The organism is Pedobacter cryoconitis (assembly GCF_014200595.1).
Classification (GTDB): domain Bacteria; phylum Bacteroidota; class Bacteroidia; order Sphingobacteriales; family Sphingobacteriaceae; genus Pedobacter; species Pedobacter cryoconitis_C.
This window is the reverse complement of the sequence record NZ_JACHCG010000006.1, coordinates 280,469-302,188: the sequence shown is the minus strand read 5'-3', so window position 1 is coordinate 302,188 and position 21,720 is coordinate 280,469. Positions and strand designations below refer to the sequence as shown.

The 21,720-nt window shown below is 41.9% G+C and carries 20 protein-coding genes; 5 read left to right on the top strand and 15 right to left on the bottom strand.

Translation table 11 applies throughout. From position 1 onward, the window contains the following. Positions 1–25: 25 nt before the first annotated feature. A complete protein-coding gene (locus tag HDE70_RS25730) occupies positions 26–1,645 on the bottom strand; it encodes a hypothetical protein (protein ID WP_183892244.1) in 1,620 nt (539 codons plus the stop codon). Between the two features lie 106 nt (positions 1,646–1,751). Between HDE70_RS25730 and HDE70_RS25725 the strand changes: the two genes are divergently transcribed. Both HDE70_RS25725 and HDE70_RS25720 read left to right on the top strand, forming a co-directional pair. Continuing rightward, a complete protein-coding gene (locus HDE70_RS25725) occupies positions 1,752–2,144 on the top strand; it encodes a helix-turn-helix domain-containing protein (RefSeq protein WP_221302127.1) in 393 nt (130 codons plus the stop codon). Between the two features lie 20 nt (positions 2,145–2,164). Continuing rightward, the gene (locus tag HDE70_RS25720) at positions 2,165–2,515 is read left to right on the top strand and encodes a helix-turn-helix domain-containing protein (protein WP_183892243.1); all 351 of its coding nucleotides are present in this window, start codon (positions 2,165–2,167) and stop codon (positions 2,513–2,515) included. 182 nt (positions 2,516–2,697) lie between these two features. On the opposite strand, the gene HDE70_RS25715 is transcribed toward HDE70_RS25720, so the two are convergent. After that, complete coding sequence (locus tag HDE70_RS25715) at positions 2,698–3,063, bottom strand: hypothetical protein (RefSeq protein ID WP_183892242.1); 366 nt, start codon at positions 3,061–3,063, stop codon at positions 2,698–2,700. Positions 3,064–3,066: 3 nt separating this feature from the next. Continuing rightward, positions 3,067–3,891, bottom strand: coding sequence for an RHS repeat-associated core domain-containing protein (locus HDE70_RS25710; protein ID WP_317617438.1), 825 nt, complete (start codon positions 3,889–3,891; stop codon positions 3,067–3,069). Between the two features lie 424 nt (positions 3,892–4,315). Here HDE70_RS25710 and HDE70_RS25705 point away from each other — a divergent pair, with 424 nt between their 5' ends. After that, on the top strand, positions 4,316–4,495 hold the full coding sequence (locus tag HDE70_RS25705) for a hypothetical protein (protein WP_183892247.1): 180 nt from the start codon (positions 4,316–4,318) through the stop codon (positions 4,493–4,495). Between the two features lie 106 nt (positions 4,496–4,601). On the opposite strand, the gene HDE70_RS25700 is transcribed toward HDE70_RS25705, so the two are convergent. From HDE70_RS25700 to HDE70_RS25690, 3 genes are read right to left on the bottom strand one after another with little or no spacing between them, the layout of a single operon-like run. Then, positions 4,602–5,522, bottom strand: coding sequence for a tyrosine-type recombinase/integrase (locus HDE70_RS25700; protein ID WP_183892246.1), 921 nt, complete (start codon positions 5,520–5,522; stop codon positions 4,602–4,604). Beyond that, positions 5,512–6,384, bottom strand: coding sequence for a tyrosine-type recombinase/integrase (locus HDE70_RS25695; protein WP_183892245.1), 873 nt, complete (start codon positions 6,382–6,384; stop codon positions 5,512–5,514). The genes HDE70_RS25700 and HDE70_RS25695 overlap by 11 nt, the downstream gene beginning before the upstream one ends. A 30-nt stretch (positions 6,385–6,414) precedes the next feature. Continuing rightward, positions 6,415–8,034: a hypothetical protein gene (locus tag HDE70_RS25690; protein WP_183892244.1), complete on the bottom strand. Its 1,620-nt coding sequence runs from the start codon at positions 8,032–8,034 to the stop codon at positions 6,415–6,417. A gap of 106 nt (positions 8,035–8,140) precedes the next feature. Here HDE70_RS25690 and HDE70_RS25685 point away from each other — a divergent pair, with 106 nt between their 5' ends. Next, positions 8,141–8,533 carry a helix-turn-helix domain-containing protein gene (locus HDE70_RS25685; protein ID WP_221302127.1) on the top strand — a complete coding sequence of 131 codons (393 nt, stop codon included), beginning with the start codon at positions 8,141–8,143 and terminating at the stop codon, positions 8,531–8,533. Positions 8,534–8,553: 20 nt separating this feature from the next. Further along, complete coding sequence (locus HDE70_RS25680; RefSeq protein ID WP_183892243.1) at positions 8,554–8,904, top strand: helix-turn-helix domain-containing protein; 351 nt, start codon at positions 8,554–8,556, stop codon at positions 8,902–8,904. A gap of 182 nt (positions 8,905–9,086) precedes the next feature. On the opposite strand, the gene HDE70_RS25675 is transcribed toward HDE70_RS25680, so the two are convergent. The 9 genes from HDE70_RS25675 to HDE70_RS25635 all read right to left on the bottom strand — a co-directional run bounded on the left by HDE70_RS25675 (position 9,087) and on the right by HDE70_RS25635 (position 21,716). Further along, complete coding sequence (locus HDE70_RS25675) at positions 9,087–9,452, bottom strand: hypothetical protein (RefSeq protein ID WP_183892242.1); 366 nt, start codon at positions 9,450–9,452, stop codon at positions 9,087–9,089. Between the two features lie 3 nt (positions 9,453–9,455). After that, positions 9,456–12,881 (bottom strand): DUF6443 domain-containing protein, encoded by a 3,426-nt coding sequence (locus tag HDE70_RS25670; RefSeq protein WP_183892241.1) that lies wholly within the window; start codon positions 12,879–12,881, stop codon positions 9,456–9,458. 370 nt (positions 12,882–13,251) lie between these two features. Continuing rightward, positions 13,252–14,097, bottom strand: a complete 846-nt coding sequence (locus HDE70_RS25665; RefSeq protein WP_183892240.1) for an endo alpha-1,4 polygalactosaminidase — start codon at positions 14,095–14,097, stop codon at positions 13,252–13,254. An 18-nt stretch (positions 14,098–14,115) separates the two neighbouring features. Next, complete coding sequence (locus HDE70_RS25660; RefSeq protein ID WP_183892239.1) at positions 14,116–15,462, bottom strand: Gfo/Idh/MocA family protein; 1,347 nt, start codon at positions 15,460–15,462, stop codon at positions 14,116–14,118. Between the two features lie 4 nt (positions 15,463–15,466). Next, positions 15,467–16,591, bottom strand: a complete 1,125-nt coding sequence (locus HDE70_RS25655) for a phosphotransferase enzyme family protein (protein WP_183892238.1) — start codon at positions 16,589–16,591, stop codon at positions 15,467–15,469. 29 nt (positions 16,592–16,620) lie between these two features. Beyond that, complete coding sequence (locus HDE70_RS25650; RefSeq protein ID WP_183892237.1) at positions 16,621–18,174, bottom strand: right-handed parallel beta-helix repeat-containing protein; 1,554 nt, start codon at positions 18,172–18,174, stop codon at positions 16,621–16,623. Positions 18,175–18,197: 23 nt separating this feature from the next. After that, complete coding sequence (locus tag HDE70_RS25645; RefSeq protein WP_260162097.1) at positions 18,198–19,307, bottom strand: acyltransferase family protein; 1,110 nt, start codon at positions 19,305–19,307, stop codon at positions 18,198–18,200. A gap of 32 nt (positions 19,308–19,339) precedes the next feature. Further along, a complete protein-coding gene (locus tag HDE70_RS25640) occupies positions 19,340–20,194 on the bottom strand; it encodes a PKD domain-containing protein (RefSeq protein WP_183892236.1) in 855 nt (284 codons plus the stop codon). A gap of 13 nt (positions 20,195–20,207) precedes the next feature. Further along, a complete protein-coding gene (locus tag HDE70_RS25635; RefSeq protein WP_183892235.1) occupies positions 20,208–21,716 on the bottom strand; it encodes a RagB/SusD family nutrient uptake outer membrane protein in 1,509 nt (502 codons plus the stop codon). Positions 21,717–21,720 lie beyond the last annotated feature (4 nt).

The following is a 21,720-nucleotide window of genomic DNA, read 5'->3' as shown; positions in this document are numbered from 1 at the left end:
GCTTTTTTTGCTAACTGTACATTTTTTACTTACTCTGAGTTACTGCTTCTTTCCTGCTGTCTTTCTGCACTTTAGGTAACCCATCACCGCTGTGGGATACCGCTGGGTTACGGGATACTGATTTGATATTTTCAAGGATGCTGCTGACCAGCATTTTGCTGCTCTGCTGCAAACTCTCCAGATCATTCCAACTCTGCACCTTGTATTCAAAGCCTTTATAGCGGTTACCACGGGTGATCTTGATATAACCCATTCTTTCCAGCTCATACAAATAACGCCCGATACTGCTGGGTGTCAGTCGGAATGCCGAGCGGATCTCTTTGCTGTAAAAGCTTTCGGTATCTTTTTCTTTCAGGTAGCCTTTCAGCTTTTCAAAGAAGCTTCGGCAGGCATCATTCAGTTCATCACTTTTCTTTAGCAAGGTAGTTTCAAGCAATGTAAAGGCGGCTTCCACATCTTCCAGTGTACTTTCAATATATTGCTCCCCGGTGTCGGTATCGGTCTTCAAGCTTCGCTGGTACTGGTGGTAATAGGTGATTGTCTCGGTAAAAAGCAACAACAACAGCATGGTACGCCTCGGTTTAAAGACTTCCTCCGGCAACTGCAGATAAGTAGCATAAGGGTTTTTAACGGTAATCGGCTTTAAGATCCGCTGTACGTTCTTGATCTGCTCTTTCAGCTTATGCTGTCCGGATTCATCAACCTGGCCGGCACTTAGCTTACGCTGGTATTCCATGATCTTTTTATCCTGCTCGATACTATTGTCCATATACAAAAGGATGCAGCGGTTCGCATTGTCTTCATACAATTGTTCCCTGGTGGTGCAGCCTGATACGCACACTGGCCCTTCTACATTCAGCGTTACCGTTTTCAGGTTGCCTTTATTGTCCTTCAAGGTCACCGTTTTACTGATTTTACGTTTACTTTGCAGTTCTCTCAAAGGATAAAGTACGCTTTCTGCTCCATCCAGATCCTCGATCAATAACAACTTGTGTTTCAATTCTTCCCTGCCGAAGTAATAAAAGGCGTTGCTGGAAAGTGAGGTGATTTCCAATTTATCCTCCTCAGGCATCAGCTCTGATACTTTCTCCTGCAGCCAGGTCTTGCCGGTGCCGGAGGCACCCAGGCACATCAGATGTAAAGGGGTGTGCCGTTTCCGGCTCGTATAGGTCAGGTAAGCGATCAGGCTGTTGTTTTCTTCCCCGATCAGCCCGCTATCGGCAATGACCTGTTTGGTGCGCTGTAACAGGTTAGGGGATTTCAGGAAAGTAATGGCTGCTTTACGTTCCGTTTCTGATAACGTTCTTTTCTCCGGCTGTTTCGGCTTCATGGATTCCAGACGCTCTCCACGGTAGTTTTCCAATGCGGTGACCAATCCGTTAATGACCTGTGACAGCTCGCTGCTGCTGATATCCAGTGTTTCGGATGCCTTTTCGATCAGCTGCTCACTCTGCATACTGTTGTACAGGTCAAGGTTATGGCGGAACGCATTGGACGGCTTACCGGCAATGATCAGCTTTAGCGTGACCTTCAACCGGTCAAGGCCGGTCAGTTTGATGCCTCCCAGAACAGTTATGTGCAATTTACCCTCCAGGTAGAGCAGTAATTCAGGGTTTTCTGTGATCAGTTTGGCCTTTTTATCCATCTAAACTATTTATTGCTATTTTCGATATAGCAAACCTAACAATTAATACCTATTTTGGCAACTACAAAATCAGCAATAACGCAACATATTGATTAAAATAGCTTTTATGGGTATTTTTGGAAGAAAACCAAACGTCATGAGCTTAGGCGATAACATTAAGAAGATCAGGGAACGCAAAGGATTGCTGCAAAAGCAATTGGCCGCTGAACTGAACATCCCCTATACCAGCTATAACAAGGTGGAGAACAATACACGTGATATTGCTATTGATGAACTGGAACGCTTTGCCGGGTACTTCGGCATGACCATTGACCAGGTGGTACATTTCGACAATCAGCCTGTAGAGGTCACCATTCAGGACAAACCCAATTTTGAACAGGTCAACCTAATCAACCAGCTCGATGAGGAAGACCGCACGGTGGTCTTTAAGATCATAGATACCATGCTCACCAAAAAGAAGTTCAAGGATTTTTTTAACAACAATATTGCTGCTTTATAGCAGCTTTTTACATAAACATTATGGCAGAAACAATTCATATCGGCAGAAAGATCAGCCGGATCAGAGAGATCAGAGGTATTAAACAGGATCACCTCGCTATTGAGATGGGCGTCAGCCAGCAGACGATTTCCAAGATCGAGCAAAGCGAGAGCGTGGAAGAAGAAACACTTGGCAAGGTTGCAAAGGCTTTAGGCGTTACACCCCAGGCCATCAAGAGCTTCACTGAAGATGCCATTATCAACTACTTCCACGATCAGAGTTATTTCAACTACCAGTGCACCTTTAACCCGCTGGACAAGGTAATGGAACTTTACGAACGTCTGTTACAAGCTGAAAGGGAAAAGAACGAACTCTTAAAAGGCAGTAAGTAACCCTGTAGCAGAAACCAAGTTGCGAAGGTTTCCTCTCCTTCGCTCCTAAGCGAAGGCAAGCAGGTTTTTGGGTACCCAAAAACACAACTTGCAGGTATAAAAACAATAATAGGCCGCATAATCAGATATGCAGCCTATTAGCTAAACAGCAAAGCTTGGCTCAATCGACCAGACTTTGCTGTTTACATGCTCAATTGCTTCCTATACATGAACAAAAAAAGCAGTATGCTTAGGCCAATTTTAACTGCCATCCAAATTTCAAAGTGCTGATTGGTAGCAAACCACCCTATTATAAACTCTAGGCCAAAAGTTGCTATTAAAAGCAGCATTGCTATCCAACCCTTTTGTTTTAAAGCCAACTGTAAAGGAAAAAAAAGTATGACAAGCTCTATTAATGGCAATGCAAGCAACATAAATGCTGCTAAAAAAAGACCTTCACCATTGACTTTATTAAAACTCCATCTAGTGCTACCCTCGGTAAATTGATAGATATAGAATAAAGTCCATTTCAATAAAATATATCCTGCAAATTTTGAAAAAGCTGTCATTCTTTATTTTTTATATCGATTATAAAAATTAGGCGCTGGCCTGCCAATTATACTCGGAGCACTAGTTCGTGTACCAAAATTTATCAAATCGTTACCATGCGTTCCCTTAAACGAAGGCTGGTTATATTTAAACAATTGATTACCATTAACTGATAAGGTTGCCGACGGAAAGACATCAGTAGCAGCACTAACTGAAAGGTTATTACCAGAAAGTCCAAGCGTCAATTTTTGTGCAACATTTACTGAGCTATAGCCCAATAAAGCTAATCCCGCTGCTTCAAGGCCAGGCACACTTGCATGCTGTTCAAACGTTGCATTAAAACCATTAGAATTAGTAATATTAATGCCCATATTTTGATCTTTTCCAAGTCCGGGAAAATAATCACGGCCTTTAAATATATCCAACCCTCCGGTTTTGCTAACTTCATAAGATGATTTTACATCGACTGAAGTAAGATTCCCATCTGCATCTTCATTTGAAGTTAGGTTAATTGTAGACGTCAACTTATCTCCCGCTGCTCCCCAAGGTGGATTTGGCCCATCAAAAGTATCATTAATATAACTATTAAAAGTGAATGTCAAATCCTTTCCTAAATAGGTGTCTCCAGCTTTAGTAGTACTTTGATCGTTCGCATTTTTATCCCAGTATATACCATTCTTCCCTTTAACCCAATCCGTGGCCTCCATTCCATCCGGATCAATAAAACGGATCGGATTATTCAAACCATATGTATAAGGCGAGTGTCGTCTGCTTGTTTCAGCAAGTGGGTCTACCGTTGTAAACCGTCCAATCACTGGATCATAAAGCCTAGCCCCGTAATCTAACACCCTTATGCAACTGTTTTACAGTTCGCCGGATTCGCTGGCAGCTACTTTTCAGCTTTATAAAGAACGTTCCTTTAGCGTAAAGTTAGTTTTTTGTTTGGGTTTTACAAGGCCGTTGGTGCGTTGATTTTTTGGCTTTTACTGGTAGGAAGATCATCTGTTACAGCAAAGATAGCCTCCGAAGGGAAAGCAGTAAAGGGACTTTCGCGGCATAAACGCTCTTAGCCTGCCCGCATTGGCCATTTATTCCACGTTCCCTTGACAGCTTCCCCTTCTTCCGCTTTTTGGGGCTTAACAGATCATCTCCCCGAACCTCTATTCTCATTGGTGCGTTGCAGGGAGCCCTGATGGAGCAAGTTTATGTTTTTGCTATACAAAAACAACTTTACTACTCCCGGTGGTTGCTTTGGGTGGTGACCTCTTACTGATGGAAAGTGCTTTGGCAGTGGGGAGTAAAGAGCGGCTCTTTCTATCAGTAAGAGGTTCCAAAGGGGTTTGGGGAATGGAAGATTCCCCAACTATATCTGCGAAGCACCATGCTGCCGCAGGCTTCCAGTACCAGAGTATCCCCATCAGTATCCTTTTTTCGGCCTTGCCGATAGCTTAAAGAGGGTAAAGTATCCCCGGAGGATACTTTAATAGCCCTTAGCGGTAGCGTGAGGGCAGAGAATAGGGCTGCTGCCCAATTCCCGCTTGCTCATTTTTTTATGCTTTTATTTTAAGGGGTGGTGTTTGTTCAGTGCTTCTTTCAGATCCTCCAGATTAGTGGTCTGGTAACGCTCCGTAGAGCTTACATACCGGTGCCCAGCCATGTACTGGACTGTCCGTAAGTCCTTTTCTTTTAACCATTCGGTAATCACACTCTGCCGGATCTGTGCCGCATTTTTATACTTAGGATTCAGTTTCCGCAAAGCCTGGTTAAAGTGGTATAAGCTGTTTTTGATGTTTTCACAACCGTTCATACTGATAAAAAGCTGGTGGATCTGCCTGGCTGATTTCATTGCTTTGGGCTTTCTCCCTGAACGTTCTTTACTGCGCTCTGCCAGTATCTTTGACCTGGTTACATGGATATATTCATATAGTTCCATGACCTGGAAGGCTTCCAGTTTCAGCAACCTGCTGTTGCTCTGCGGAGATGCTGGAACATAGATTTTCCCTTCCTTTAACTTGATATGGCCGGCCTCCAGTTTATGCAGCTCCGCATTGCTGATTCCCTGATAGATCAACAGGGACAACATAACCTTATTCCGCTGGCTCCGCTCATCGCTGACCACATAGCTCTCATATAAAGCTTCCAGTTCTGCTTTTTCCAGCAGGTCTTTTGGGACTGTCCTTATCGCTCCCTTTAAGCTGATTCCGGCAGCAGGATTGTGGGTTATTTTATCTTCCTTTTGCAGGTAAGTAAAGTAATACCTTACCGCCAGCAGCATCCTGTTAACCAGGTTAACCTGATTGCCCACCTGACGCTGATGATCTGCATAATCCAGGATCTCGGTATAGCTGACTTGTTGCAAGCTTAAGCCCGAACGCTCTTCTTCTGCAAGCCAGGACAGAAAGTAGCTGACATATTTACGGTGCTGGTAAACCGTAACAGGCTTTAAGCCCAGTTCTTTTAAGTACTCCTCAAAGTTCATTAACAATATGGGTATAGATCTGTGTGCTTTCCAGGCTGCTATGGCCTAAGAACCGCTGGATCTGTTCCAGCTTCATACCAGACTGCAACAGGTGTGTAGCAATACTGTGGCGCAAGGTATGCGGGCCGATAGGCTTTTTTATCCCTGATGCTGACCGTAGTTTCTGCATCCGTTCAAAAGCGGTCTTTAACCTTTTTCCGTTTGCGTTCAGTAATAATGCCGGTTCCTTTTTACCGCTGAGCAGGTAAGGCCTGGAGAAGTTCAGGTAGTATTCCAGGTCTTTTTTATTGCTCCCGGTCAAAGGAACATACCTTGCTTTATAACCTTTGCCTTTGCGTACCAGCACCAGTTCTTTTTCCAGCAGGATATCATCAATATTTAAGCTTAAGCCCTCGCTTTTCCTCAAACCACAACCGTAATACAGCGTCAATAATGCCCTGTCCCTTAACCCCAGTACACTTTCTGTAGTCGCCTCGTACAGCCTGGCAACTTCCTTTTTGGTCAGGATGCTTTTGATATTGGTAGATTTGCCTTTGAGTTGCACTTTCACTGAAAAGCTTTCTTGTCCGCTCTCGGCAAGGTACCGGGCAAACTTGCGGATCACCTGCAGGTGTTTACGGATATAGTTTAGGCTCAATGTGCCTGGTTTGGTTTTACAGGGCTGCTCACTTAGGTGCTGCAGGTAATTTTCCAGGTGGCTTTCTGTGATACCGGTAATGCTGTTGCAGTCATTTTCTTCCAGAAAGATCAGGAACGCCTTTAGCATCACAGGCATATCCCTTTGGCTGGTGTGATCAAAGTTCAGTATCCTTAGCCATTCACTAAAGCCTGCGTTTAAACGGATATAGAGCGGGTTTTTCATGATTTGCTTTTTTTGCTAACTGTACATTTTTTACTTACTCTGAGTTACTGCTTCTTTCCTGCTGTCTTTCTGCACTTTAGGTAACCCATCACCGCTGTGGGATACCGCTGGGTTACGGGATACTGATTTGATATTTTCAAGGATGCTGCTGACCAGCATTTTGCTGCTCTGCTGCAAACTCTCCAGATCATTCCAACTCTGCACCTTGTATTCAAAGCCTTTATAGCGGTTACCACGGGTGATCTTGATATAACCCATTCTTTCCAGCTCATACAAATAACGCCCGATACTGCTGGGTGTCAGTCGGAATGCCGAGCGGATCTCTTTGCTGTAAAAGCTTTCGGTATCTTTTTCTTTCAGGTAGCCTTTCAGCTTTTCAAAGAAGCTTCGGCAGGCATCATTCAGTTCATCACTTTTCTTTAGCAAGGTAGTTTCAAGCAATGTAAAGGCGGCTTCCACATCTTCCAGTGTACTTTCAATATATTGCTCCCCGGTGTCGGTATCGGTCTTCAAGCTTCGCTGGTACTGGTGGTAATAGGTGATTGTCTCGGTAAAAAGCAACAACAACAGCATGGTACGCCTCGGTTTAAAGACTTCCTCCGGCAACTGCAGATAAGTAGCATAAGGGTTTTTAACGGTAATCGGCTTTAAGATCCGCTGTACGTTCTTGATCTGCTCTTTCAGCTTATGCTGTCCGGATTCATCAACCTGGCCGGCACTTAGCTTACGCTGGTATTCCATGATCTTTTTATCCTGCTCGATACTATTGTCCATATACAAAAGGATGCAGCGGTTCGCATTGTCTTCATACAATTGTTCCCTGGTGGTGCAGCCTGATACGCACACTGGCCCTTCTACATTCAGCGTTACCGTTTTCAGGTTGCCTTTATTGTCCTTCAAGGTCACCGTTTTACTGATTTTACGTTTACTTTGCAGTTCTCTCAAAGGATAAAGTACGCTTTCTGCTCCATCCAGATCCTCGATCAATAACAACTTGTGTTTCAATTCTTCCCTGCCGAAGTAATAAAAGGCGTTGCTGGAAAGTGAGGTGATTTCCAATTTATCCTCCTCAGGCATCAGCTCTGATACTTTCTCCTGCAGCCAGGTCTTGCCGGTGCCGGAGGCACCCAGGCACATCAGATGTAAAGGGGTGTGCCGTTTCCGGCTCGTATAGGTCAGGTAAGCGATCAGGCTGTTGTTTTCTTCCCCGATCAGCCCGCTATCGGCAATGACCTGTTTGGTGCGCTGTAACAGGTTAGGGGATTTCAGGAAAGTAATGGCTGCTTTACGTTCCGTTTCTGATAACGTTCTTTTCTCCGGCTGTTTCGGCTTCATGGATTCCAGACGCTCTCCACGGTAGTTTTCCAATGCGGTGACCAATCCGTTAATGACCTGTGACAGCTCGCTGCTGCTGATATCCAGTGTTTCGGATGCCTTTTCGATCAGCTGCTCACTCTGCATACTGTTGTACAGGTCAAGGTTATGGCGGAACGCATTGGACGGCTTACCGGCAATGATCAGCTTTAGCGTGACCTTCAACCGGTCAAGGCCGGTCAGTTTGATGCCTCCCAGAACAGTTATGTGCAATTTACCCTCCAGGTAGAGCAGTAATTCAGGGTTTTCTGTGATCAGTTTGGCCTTTTTATCCATCTAAACTATTTATTGCTATTTTCGATATAGCAAACCTAACAATTAATACCTATTTTGGCAACTACAAAATCAGCAATAACGCAACATATTGATTAAAATAGCTTTTATGGGTATTTTTGGAAGAAAACCAAACGTCATGAGCTTAGGCGATAACATTAAGAAGATCAGGGAACGCAAAGGATTGCTGCAAAAGCAATTGGCCGCTGAACTGAACATCCCCTATACCAGCTATAACAAGGTGGAGAACAATACACGTGATATTGCTATTGATGAACTGGAACGCTTTGCCGGGTACTTCGGCATGACCATTGACCAGGTGGTACATTTCGACAATCAGCCTGTAGAGGTCACCATTCAGGACAAACCCAATTTTGAACAGGTCAACCTAATCAACCAGCTCGATGAGGAAGACCGCACGGTGGTCTTTAAGATCATAGATACCATGCTCACCAAAAAGAAGTTCAAGGATTTTTTTAACAACAATATTGCTGCTTTATAGCAGCTTTTTACATAAACATTATGGCAGAAACAATTCATATCGGCAGAAAGATCAGCCGGATCAGAGAGATCAGAGGTATTAAACAGGATCACCTCGCTATTGAGATGGGCGTCAGCCAGCAGACGATTTCCAAGATCGAGCAAAGCGAGAGCGTGGAAGAAGAAACACTTGGCAAGGTTGCAAAGGCTTTAGGCGTTACACCCCAGGCCATCAAGAGCTTCACTGAAGATGCCATTATCAACTACTTCCACGATCAGAGTTATTTCAACTACCAGTGCACCTTTAACCCGCTGGACAAGGTAATGGAACTTTACGAACGTCTGTTACAAGCTGAAAGGGAAAAGAACGAACTCTTAAAAGGCAGTAAGTAACCCTGTAGCAGAAACCAAGTTGCGAAGGTTTCCTCTCCTTCGCTCCTAAGCGAAGGCAAGCAGGTTTTTGGGTACCCAAAAACACAACTTGCAGGTATAAAAACAATAATAGGCCGCATAATCAGATATGCAGCCTATTAGCTAAACAGCAAAGCTTGGCTCAATCGACCAGACTTTGCTGTTTACATGCTCAATTGCTTCCTATACATGAACAAAAAAAGCAGTATGCTTAGGCCAATTTTAACTGCCATCCAAATTTCAAAGTGCTGATTGGTAGCAAACCACCCTATTATAAACTCTAGGCCAAAAGTTGCTATTAAAAGCAGCATTGCTATCCAACCCTTTTGTTTTAAAGCCAACTGTAAAGGAAAAAAAAGTATGACAAGCTCTATTAATGGCAATGCAAGCAACATAAATGCTGCTAAAAAAAGACCTTCACCATTGACTTTATTAAAACTCCATCTAGTGCTACCCTCGGTAAATTGATAGATATAGAATAAAGTCCATTTCAATAAAATATATCCTGCAAATTTTGAAAAAGCTGTCATTCTTTATTTTTTATATCGATTATAAAAATTAGGCGCTGGCCTGCCAATTATACTCGGAGCACTAGTTCGTGTACCAAAATTTATCAAATCGTTACCATGCGTTCCCTTAAACGAAGGCTGGTTATATTTAAACAATTGATTACCATTAACTGATAAGGTTGCCGACGGAAAGACATCAGTAGCAGCACTAACTGAAAGGTTATTACCAGAAAGTCCAAGCGTCAATTTTTGTGCAACATTTACTGAGCTATAGCCCAATAAAGCTAATCCCGCTGCTTCAAGGCCAGGCACACTTGCATGCTGTTCAAACGTTGCATTAAAACCATTAGAATTAGTAATATTAATGCCCATATTTTGATCTTTTCCAAGTCCGGGAAAATAATCACGGCCTTTAAATATATCCAACCCTCCGGTTTTGCTAACTTCATAAGATGATTTTACATCGACTGAAGTAAGATTCCCATCTGCATCTTCATTTGAAGTTAGGTTAATTGTAGACGTCAACTTATCTCCCGCTGCTCCCCAAGGTGGATTTGGCCCATCAAAAGTATCATTAATATAACTATTAAAAGTGAATGTCAAATCCTTTCCTAAATAGGTGTCTCCAGCTTTAGTAGTACTTTGATCGTTCGCATTTTTATCCCAGTATATACCATTCTTCCCTTTAACCCAATCCGTGGCCTCCATTCCATCCGGATCAATAAAACGGATCGGATTATTCAAACCATATGTATAAGGCGAGTGTCGTCTGCTTGTTTCAGCAAGTGGGTCTACCGTTGTAAACCGTCCAATCACTGGATCATAAAGCCTAGCCCCGTAATCATACTCCCCTAACTCTTCCTGTAACTCTTTCTTATTGTAAAGGTACTTGTTATCATTCGATCCACGCAGTACTTCTTTCCTTAAACCAAATGCAAAATAATCATCCTTTTGCATAACTTCAATACCCACACCCGGAAGATTGTGAAATGTTGCCCGGTTATTTCCCAGATGATCCGTCAGCATATATTCATAACTGTATGTCCCGTTGTTATTCCTGGCCATACCTTCCTCAGTCGTAATGATATCAATTGTACCGTCGGTCTTGTGCTGGATACCACCAATATAATTAGTAACCACATTACCCACCTTTTTTCTCAGCTTGTTTCCTGATGCATCATACGTGTAACTGATGTTCTGGCTTCCTGTAACCGTCTCCGGCAGGTTCAGGTAATTGTATGTTAAGTTGATATTCTTTTCACTGTCCTTTTTTAGATTACCATTGTCATCATAATCGTAACTGCTCGTTGTAAAGCCAGTTATTTTAGTCAGCTGGTTACCCGTATATCCACTATAGGTATTCACTTTTCCATCCCTGGTCAGCGTCTTGATATTACCCACCACATCATAACTGATACTTTCTCCCAGTCCCGGTGATACCGCATCGGTTAGCCTGTTCAGTTTATCATAACTATAGGTAAAAGTATGGTCTAATTTCCCGGCGCCTCTTCCCCAAACCTGACCCGAAATATTCCCGTTCCACTGTGATCCATCTTCATATTTCAACTGCAAATTGAACTCATTGCTCAGGCTTTTGCTTAGCCAGCCTCTTTCATTGTAAGCATAACTAGTTTGTTGCAGATAAGAACCGCCATTGTTTGTACTGTGCAGTTGTTTGTTAACCAGTTGCCCGGTTTCGGTATAATCCAGTTTACTCAGTACTACCTCGCCCTGTCCGTTGATATTTTCCAATGTGGCAATTTTGCGCCCCATGTGGTCATAGAAATAACGGTTGGCAATGCTGGTTGCTACCCCGGTACTGCTTCCGGTATGACTCCTTGTACTGGCGGTCAGTTCTCCTGTAAAATTATAAGTATTGTCAATAATGTCCTGCCCGTCCAGATGGTTCTGACTCTTAGTCTGGATTACCCGTCCTTCAGCATCATAATAATGAACTGAAAGCAGCATTTTAGTAGTCCCCAGTACATTTACTTTATTACCTGTCAACAAAGACTTCGTACGTGCTGCGCCAACCTGATTACTGCCCGGTTCCCCGAAAGTATTGCCAGGAAAGCCATAATCATCATAGTAATTGATTACATAGTAACTGGTTACCCCTTGAGGAAAGGACAAATTATCATACCCAATATCAGTGGTTATTTTATTCTCCCACAGCACAGTTTGCCCATCTACCGTGAGCTGCAAAGCGTCACGTTTAGCAGCATTGGCATACGGACCAGAACTCACCACACGTCCAAAAGCATCATATTTGGTAAATACCCACCAGCTATTCAAGCGCTGGTTAGCATCCTGGGTTAACACCACCTGGTCAAGCTTATTGTAAATTAGATATTCCCAGCCTTTACCCGGGATCTTCTTCTCGATCACTCTACTTCGTCCATCATAACGATAACCATAAATAAACTGAAGAAAGGCAGCATCTGATTCTTTAAAACTACTCAGCACACTCTGCCCATTTTCGTTAACTGCCGGAGGCAGTACATAACGCAAATTGCCCAGGTCATCATAAACATAATAAGTAGACAGGCTCCGGGTATCACTTTCCCAGATCCGTTTCAAGACCACACGGCCTTCAAAATCTTTATATTCATCAGTGGTACCGGCTTTCAGATCAGCCGCTTTCCAGTTTTCGTCTTTAGCCGTAGTTTTATATAATTTTCCAGCAGTATAGTTGGTTGTGCCCGAAGCCCCATCTGCACTCACTGCCCAGAGTTTGACCTCATCCGCATTGGTTCCGTATACAATTTTCTGGGTATGCCCGGCATCAGAGCCACTGACCGGCTGCCACGAAGTGCCAAAAGCTCCCTGCTCTACAACCCGGTTCAAAGGAGAAGGTTCAAAAACAGTTACTGCATAAGAGTGGTCGGTAGAGGCAATACCGGTAGTAGGATTTTTGTAAAAAGCATTGGCTGCTGTCGGCCCGTCAGTACGATAAGCACCTCCATTACTGGTAACCGCATAAGGCTGGTATTTAACCACCTCCCGTCCAAAAGCATCGTAGACAACCGGTTGTACCACATCGGCAAATTTCGGGCTCCCCTGTACAATTACAGTTTGTAACGGACGCCCCAGCCCATCAAAATACTGTACCGTCTGGTTTACCTCATGTGTCTTGTAAGTATTTAAAGCAGCCGTTGCATCATCTTTGACCCCTTCCTTTTTAAATACCCGGGTCAAAATATAATTCTGGTCACTGCTTGGCTTACTGGACAAATTTGCCCAGTTTAAAAAACTGGCAGCAGTAAAAATCCGCACATTTTTTCCTGCTGGGATATAAAATCCAGACTTGAGTGTCACGCTGCTCTTAGCGGTAATCTCTGTCTGATTATTATAAACAGATAATGTAGTATCCTGAGGCACCTGAGCCTGAAGAGTAAGGGAGCCTGATATCAGAGCACAAAAAACTGAACTAAATAATCTTAATTTCATGAGGCATTAATTTTTATAGTAGCAATATTACTTTGGAACTGGTTACATTTAACGAACCAGCTCGAATAGCCTTTAGTTATTAGCACCCATACCTTAATTGATATAACTCCGTCAGCTTTCACAATAGCTTACAAAATATAGGTATACTTCAGTAGATCAGATAGATACTTAACTTTAAATAAAAACACAGTAACATGAAACTTAAGATTAACCTAATGCAAAATTTACACACCTAAAACATCAAATAAGGCAAATATATTAAAATAATCTGAAATATTTTTATATTAAACAAAACCCACAAAGGCGATAGATTTTGAAAATTTATCGTCTTTGTGGGTACGTTGCCAAACAGAAAATTCTACAAGGCTACCTATTTACATTTAAAAACCCACTTATCCAGCCCTCTTTTCTTAAGAATAGCAGAATATTTTAAATTCTTAGCTTTGGGACATATAGTATTTGAGAATGTACTTTGTGATGTCTGATCAGTGTACTCAACTGCAAATACAGGTTTATTTTGTGTAATATAGGGTTTCACATCATTCTCCCATTTTTGATCAAAGGCATCTTCAGTCAGTACCCAATCAAACTTCTTACTGTATTCCGCAGATAGTTCAGGTACATTTTTCTGACCAATGCCCAGACCTTTGTCATGAGCCAGTTTAATCAGAAAGTCACAATACAGTTTAGTGTCATTGATACTGATATCGAATCCTGTTTCATTACTGTAACTATCCAGATTATCAGGCTCTATCGCATCAAATCCTTTACTAAGAATTCTATCAATACGTGAATTAAGCCAGGGTCTTAGTTTTTCCCGTTGCCTGATATCAAGCCAGCGCTCTTTTGGCCACTCCGGATATACCTGGCCAATCACTTCTTTTGGAAGCAGATTGATATCCGGCCTGTCGTCTTCAATTGTTCCGGCAGAAATGTATGCAATTACCTTTTTACCTTGCGCATGTAATGCCGCTACCTGCTGGGCAGTTGTCGTAAATGCATCCACATCAACTACTTCTGCGGTAAATGTATCACTGTTTTTCAGGTCATCCAGACACCAGTCAAATGTTACACCAGCTTTGGGCTGCCACCAGGAAACCTGAGCAGCCTGATCCTGATTACCACTTGCGACATTGTTGTCGCCATTGTTCGCACTTTCTTTCCGACAGGCAGTCAAAGAAAGCATCATCATTGATACTAGAATTGTGTTTTTCATAATTTGTAGGTTAGGTGTTTAAAAATTAGTATTCAGTGCAAATGTATTTTTAAGCTCTTTCCATTTTCCTTTAGTAAAATCAGGAAATTGCTGTGGCATATTTCCTTCCTGTATTGACTTTTCAGAAAGCGGGGTAATGACGCTCATCGTTAACGAATCGTAAATATCAATCGGGGTTTGTATCTTCTGTTTAACAGACTCTATAAAAGCGTTAAATACAAACCAATCCATCCCTCCGTGGCCGGCACCATCTGCCTCATGCTGATGCTTTTTCCATAGTGGGTGGTCATATTTATCCAGCCATATTTTAGCTTTATCCCATTCATCATAAGTTCCCGATTCACCTTCTATGTAAATGGAATCAGCTACATCCATCCACAAACCGCGGGTTCCCTGTACCCTGAATCCTAAAGAGTAAGGTCTGGGTAAATGCGTATCGTGTGTTAAAGTCACCGTTTCTCCGTTTGCACAGTTCAGCATCGTGGTCACCAGATCACCATTTTTGAAGTTTACGGCAAGATTTTTATTTCCAGGAGATGCTTTCTCAATATACTGGTGCAACCCTCTTGATTTTGAGGCAAAAGAAACCAGGTTTGTAAACCTGTTACCTCTATTGATATCGATATAATTCATAATCGGGCCAGCACCATGTGTAGGGTAAATGTCTCCGTTCCGGTCTGCGTTCCATTGTGTGCGCCACTGAGCCTCACCAACTGTATCCGGCCCAAATTCCCCACCCTTTCCATCAAAGTTTTTTCCATCATTCAGCAAAACACCTCTGAGATCATGCTGATATCCACCCTCTAAATGAACAATTTCCCCAAAAATATTATTCCTGACCATGTTCAATACAGCGAGTACATCACGGCGGTAACAAACATTTTCAAGCGTCATGTAAGGGATTTTCGTCTCTTCGTAGACCTTTAAGATTTCCCAGTGATCTGCTACCGTAATACCTGCAATCACCTCACAACCAACATACTTTCCAGCTCTCATCGCATCAATAGACTGTTCTTTATGATACTCCCATGGCGTTGCAATAATTACCGCATCTATATCTTTTCTTTCCAGCAGTTTTTTATAGGCATCAAGCCCTCCTGTATATTCGGCAGGAAGCTTCTTGCCTGCCTTTACAAATTGTGCGCGGCAATACTTTAAAGAGCTTTCCTGCGTATCACAAATCGCAACTATTTCCACATCAGAACGAAGAAGTCCTTCGCTGATATGGTTTCGCCCTCTTAAGCCCACGCCTATATAACCTAATCTGACTTTGTCTTTAGCATTAGCAAATAATACTCCGGACGGCATTAAAGTAAGCCCCGCCAATCCAACTAATCCGTTGGCACAAAAATGTCTTCTATCCATAATTTTAGCTCTTAATTAACTGATGTTTTCCCGCCTCTTTAAATATTACTTCTTCCAGAATCGGAGATTGGATGAGCAACTCCTTTAGCAGTTGAAGTTGTGCTCTGGTACGTTGAAGATTATGATGAGGAGACTCGATCTTATAATAAGCGTCTCCGTTAAGGTAATCTGTTAAAAACCTGACTGCCTGCATATAAGGCAACAACAGAACACCCTTGATTAATGAGTTTAGCTCCCACTCGTTCATAAATTGCCCGGCTTCTTCCATATATCCTTTCGTATAGGCGTTAAATAGGGGAAGGTTTAATTTGATATTTGACAATTCTGGTTCATCCTCAGCGGCTGTATTAATGATCGTGCGGATAGCATCCCCAAAATCATAAGCGATATAATCGGCCATTACGGTGTCCAGATCTATGATACATTGCGCTTTCCCTTTTAAATTCAACAGCACATTATTAAACTTAGTGTCATTGTGGGTTACCCGCATGGGCAAAGTGAGCCGCTGTTCATCCTCCTGAAAAAACAGCATCGACTTAGCGCTGGCTTGTATGGTTTCCAGTTCCGGTAACACCTGCTGAACACGGTCAAAAGAATCTGCATTCACCGCATGTGCCAGTTGCCCCAACCTTTTTTCGATATTATGAAAATCAGGAATCACCTCATACATTACTTCCGGAGAAAGGTCGCAGAGCATAGCTTGAAATTTCCCGAAAGCTTTTCCACCTTCATAAGCCTGCTTTTCGGTTTCAACCACATCATAGGTTTTGGTATTCTTTAGAAAATGACACATTCTCCAATATTCACCATTGCTATCCTGATAAAAATAAGGGCCCGATTTAGTGGCAACCATCGTCATGACCTCTTTCTCAGGGTTACCTTTACCAGCCATAACCATCTTATTTTTAAGATGTGCAATAACCCTGCATATGTTTTCCGTAAGCCTGGGAACATCTTTAAAAACATGATGATTGATTTTCTGAAGCAAATAGTCATGCTCTTCGCTCACCAGGTTCTTCAGCCGGTAGGTATCATTGATATGCCCTGTCCCATATGATTTAAGAGAAGAAATATCAACATGACATTTAAACTGGGAGGTGATTTCAAATAAATTCTTTATTCTTTTCAAAATATAACTTTAAGATGAATGGATAATTATTAATAAGCTGATTCGTCCGCTCCAATATCTACGCGCCCATTTCTTACTCTCGCTTCTTTATCGATATCAAATTCTCCGGGTTGAGCTACAAATGAGGGTAAACCTCTGTTGATACATAGAGAAGTACTGCCTAAATGAAGATTTGGGCTGGGCAAACTTGCTGAAACAAAGGAAGGTGTACTATAATTTGAATTTGTATCTAAACCTGTTGCCGTTTTGAACGCTGCAAAAGAGCCATAGGTAGTACCGTTAATCCCTGCCCAGTCAAATGTAACAGTGTTCGAAGAACCAGAAGCAGAGAAGTAGTTGTTATAATCAAATACCAGGTTAGTGGAGTTATAATTAGTAGAAGCTACGATCACAATATTACTTGCAGACTGAATAATATTGTTCCTGATGGTAAGATGATCTGTATTTTGAAGATGGATTTCTCCTCCCCAACCAGTTTTTGAATAGTTTTTAAATAAAGTGTTATTTGTGATCGTAGAATTAATAACCTTACTGTTTGCTGCATTTGAGCCCATTATTATTCCAGCTTCTATATTATTATAGATGAAATTACTTCTGATATTGATGCCATCTGTGCTGTTGTTATCGTTCTCACAACCAGCACTGATCCCCGTTGAGTTCTCATAACAGGTATTTCCTTCAATATTGATCCATTTTGCTCCGTCTACATAAATACCAGCAGAAGTTGCTATAGGTGAAACACAGCGGTAAACTTTATTGTATTTCACATTCCCATTGCGTGCAAAATTTACATTTGCGGGTGCACCTGTCCAGGCATAATTACCTGTCATATCTATCCCGATATTGGTGATGTCATGTATTGTATTATTTTCGATCAGGAAGTTTTCTACATTTCCAGCTATAGTAAGACCTTCACTGTAACCTGTATTGCAATTATAAACTTCATTGCTTCCAATATAGATCTGGTTATAGGAGTTTGCAGTTGAACCGATGATAACGAATGGATTCGCATTATCTTTTGGTTCAGGCCTGCTGCTGGCATTTGATGTCCATCCGATATTGTATAGCTTACAATCTGTAAATTGTACATCTGTGCCTGAGCCAGACATGTAGATCCCGGAAGCGAAACTCCGGATATTGTTGGCAATCCGGACAGACTGGATCCGGATATGGCTTTTACTTGAAATAGCAATCATTGCATTTTGTGCTGTATTGGTTGCATTGTCGCCATCAATAATCACTACCCCACTGTTGTAATTAGTCAGGGTAATAGGTTCAGTTGAAGAAGCACCCGAATTAGGCCAGGTTAGTCTTTCTTTATAGGTTCCGCCAGCCACGAAAATTGTACTGCCAGCCCCGTTCGTTGTTTTATTTAAGGCAGCCTGAATTGTTTTTAATGCCGCAGCTGCGGATGTACCCGTATTGGTGTCATTTCCGGTTGTGCCATTGACATAATAACTGGTCAGCGCAAGTAACATGGTCTTGTCTTTTGAGGTTGCAGGCTGACCAAAATTCCCATTATTTACTTTGGAACAGGCACTAAAAAGCCCTGCAAGGAGGATTAAAATAATTACTTTTTTCATATGGTTTTAGGTTAAATTTCAGTTTATAGTTTAAAGAAGATTCTGTTTTTATAAAGCCAGTAGCAGAGTGAACATTCTGCAAACCAAACAGCTAAAGCGGAGATCAGCCCTGCAAAATTGGCGGGTATATTAAAAAGCAAATGCAGCATATCTCCGGTAAAAATTCCAACAGCACCATTGAGCCATTCATGCCCGGCAGTTTCGAAAAAGACATAAATAAAAATAGCATTCATCCCTACTACGGTAAAAATCCAGGCATATTTTATATTTTGCTTCACATCCACCAGCCAGTAAATTGCAGCCAGCATAAGTAAGACCCAACCACCTGAGGCGAAAACAAAAGAACTGGTACTGATTCGTTTGATGATCGGCGTAATACCACTCAAATCCATTCCGAAGCCAATAAATAATCCGAGAATGCCTGCAAATACCAACAGTTTGATTTTCTCCGTTGCTGACCATTTTGAGATTAAGAGTTTACCCGCCAGTACTCCCCAAATGGTATGTGCGGCAGTAGGAATGGCATTGATTGCGACCCATCCATCGGTATTGATTTTACCCATAAGCAGGGTATCCACATAAGCTCCAAAATTATGGTACTCCGTAAAAGGCTGATCAAATCCTGGCACCTGTACATAACGGTACAAAGTTTCTGTCAGCACTAATAGAGCTATGGAAAACAAGAGCTGAAATAACGGAGCCCTGTTAATGATGAGGTAGGCAACAATACTGGTAAAGGCAAGTTGGGTCAATACATTCCAAAGTTCAAAAACAGGTTTCCCAGCATAAACACAATGCAGCCCCACACCAAAAAGGAATAGTTTAAAACTCCGGATTAAAACATGCTTCAGATTGCCCTGCCACGTGATTCCCTTTTCCAGCTTTCTACTATAGGAAATATACAATGCAGCACCTGCCATAAACATAAATGCCGGTTGTACAAGATCCCAGAAGCGAAGCCCATGCCATGGGTGATGAAAAAGCTGATCAATTACAGGTGATCCTTCGTTCAGCCTTTTCAAAGACACAAAGACTAAACAACTTTCTGCACAAAGCAGGATCATGATCATTCCCCGCATCACGTCTAAAGACATAAGTCTCCCCGCTACAGTCTGATTATCTGTATTTTTCATCGATATATGATTTTAAATGATGTTTTTTGAAATTATTCTACCATTTCCAGAAGAAATCCGGGTTGCCCTTCATCAGGTGCATATCCAAGCGAAACAGACCAATCACTCTTGGTTGCTATAATACCTATTCTGGCTCCTGAACCTGTAAGATTTTTCAACTTACCGCGTGCCAGCCGCATTTCAAACTTCAAAAGTCCGCCGTCTTCTACTACTGTTCCAATTTGATAAGACTCTGTGATTGATTGCTGCTGGAAAGAAAAACTGGTTTGAGCACCATTGTGATAAAAAACATCCATGTTCCCGGTAAGCAGTGGCCCTTCAAGTAAAATATCATAACCGCCGCCGGGGAAACCACCGAGCAGACCGGTAGAACTGCTGTTATCGGAGTCTATATAGAAATCAAAAATATCAGCATTAGTCTTTTTTGAAGCCATTTCTATATAGATGTAGATATAATTTCCATCGTAATCATATTTGACTTTTCTAAAAACCCCGCCTTTAACGCCAGAAGTAATGACATTTGCAGTAACTGTATTCCAATCTTCCAGCGTCTGGTCATTTAATTTGACAGGACTGCTTTTCGCAATTCTGATTACTGTTGAAGCCTCCGCAGACTGCCCGTTTACTGTTGCATAAAGTGTAGGGACATATTTTCCCTTTCCAGGATAAATATGTACAGGGCTGGCTTCAGTGGATGATTGCCCATCCCCAAAATCCCATTTATAGCTGGATATTCCGGTGGTAACTGGTTTAAATTTCACCTGGTTCCCATCTACCTCCAGTGTATAAGACAAATCGGTCAGTTTTTCACTTTTATCCTTTTTACAGGAACTCCATACCGAACCCACCAGAATCAGTATAAAGCCTAATTTTTGTATAGTTTTCATCTCTGTATATGGTTTATGGATTTTGAATAGCTTGTGGGTTACTAAGTACCTCATCTACCGGAATAAAATAAATGATCCTTGGATTGGTAAAATCTATACTCAGGTTTGGATAACCGGATGGGGTTTTGGAGAGATCTATATCTGTTTCCTTTAGCCCTTGTATATGGTAACCCCAGTAGGTTTTATTCATTTTCCTTTTATTCCTGTATACGTCGTAAGTACGGTGCCCTTCAAACGCCATTTCTATTCTTCTTTCATCCAGCACCACGTCCATTGCTGTGGAACCTGAAGGCAGTGCTTTCTGATAAAGTGATGCTTCCAGTCCGCGATTAGTACGAATCTGATCTACATCATCCAGGGCCGCTCCTGTATTGCCCATTTTGGCTTCGGCCTCTGCTCTGTTTAAATACATTTCACTCAATCGGAATAGAATTGGCGAGCTTAGATTAGGTGAACCATCCTGAAAAGAAAATTTACTGATATAGTAAACTTCAATCCCGTTCTTCTTCTGAACGGAACCATCTCCATCTTTGAGTGGTCTGATATAAGACCATCTCACATCTTCGGGATGCTTTGACATCAGGCTTCGCAGTGAGGAAGAAGCATATTCTTCTCCCCATCCGGAATTACCGTCGGAAAATACCATAGAGGCTATCGATCCGAATTTGCCATAATCATCAATGGCAGTAAATGCAACGCATAAAATGGTTTCATTCCCGGCTTTTGCATTGGCAAACAAAGCGGGATAACTAGTTTTAGTTTCCAGCTTAAAGCGGTTTGAGGCAATAACTTTGTTCGAATAGTCAATGGTTTTAGCATGGTCTTCCTTGTAAAGGTTCACTCTGGATAAAAGTGCCCATGCTGCTTCTTTCGAAGCGTATTGGACACCTCTGGAAAGGCTCATCAGTGAAGCTCCCTTTTCTGCATCGGCAATCACTGCATTATACACTTCAGCAACTGTAGACCGGGCTTTTTTTGCTTCATCCGTTAGCGAAGTCCTGAGTATGATACCAGGAGAATTCGAGTCAACTGTATAAGGTTTGCCAAATAACCGCACCAGGTTAAAATGACAATAAGCCCTCAAAAAGTAACACTCTCCAAGTAATTGCTGCGTTTTAACATCATTCTTACCAGATTTTTCTACTGCATCAATTATGGTATTGACCCCGGTTATGATCTTATAAGACACATACCAGAAATAACGGGTGTTACTTTGACCGGGAGAATGTAAAAGATTGAAACTGTAAAATAAAGGATCTTCAGTAACTTGTCCGCAAACAATATCATCACTTGCAAAATCAGACAATTGATAAAATTGACGGAGATACATATTGTTTTGATCTACAATACCGTTAAAAGTTATATGATCTTTAAATAAAGCGTATGCTCCGTTTAAAGCATTGGTCAGACCTTCTTCTGTGGTAACCAGATCTGTTGTATTAATCGCATCGCTTGGTGAAACCTCCGCATTTTTACAACTGCTTACTGCAATAAAAAATAGAATAAATATAATTTTCTTCATTTCC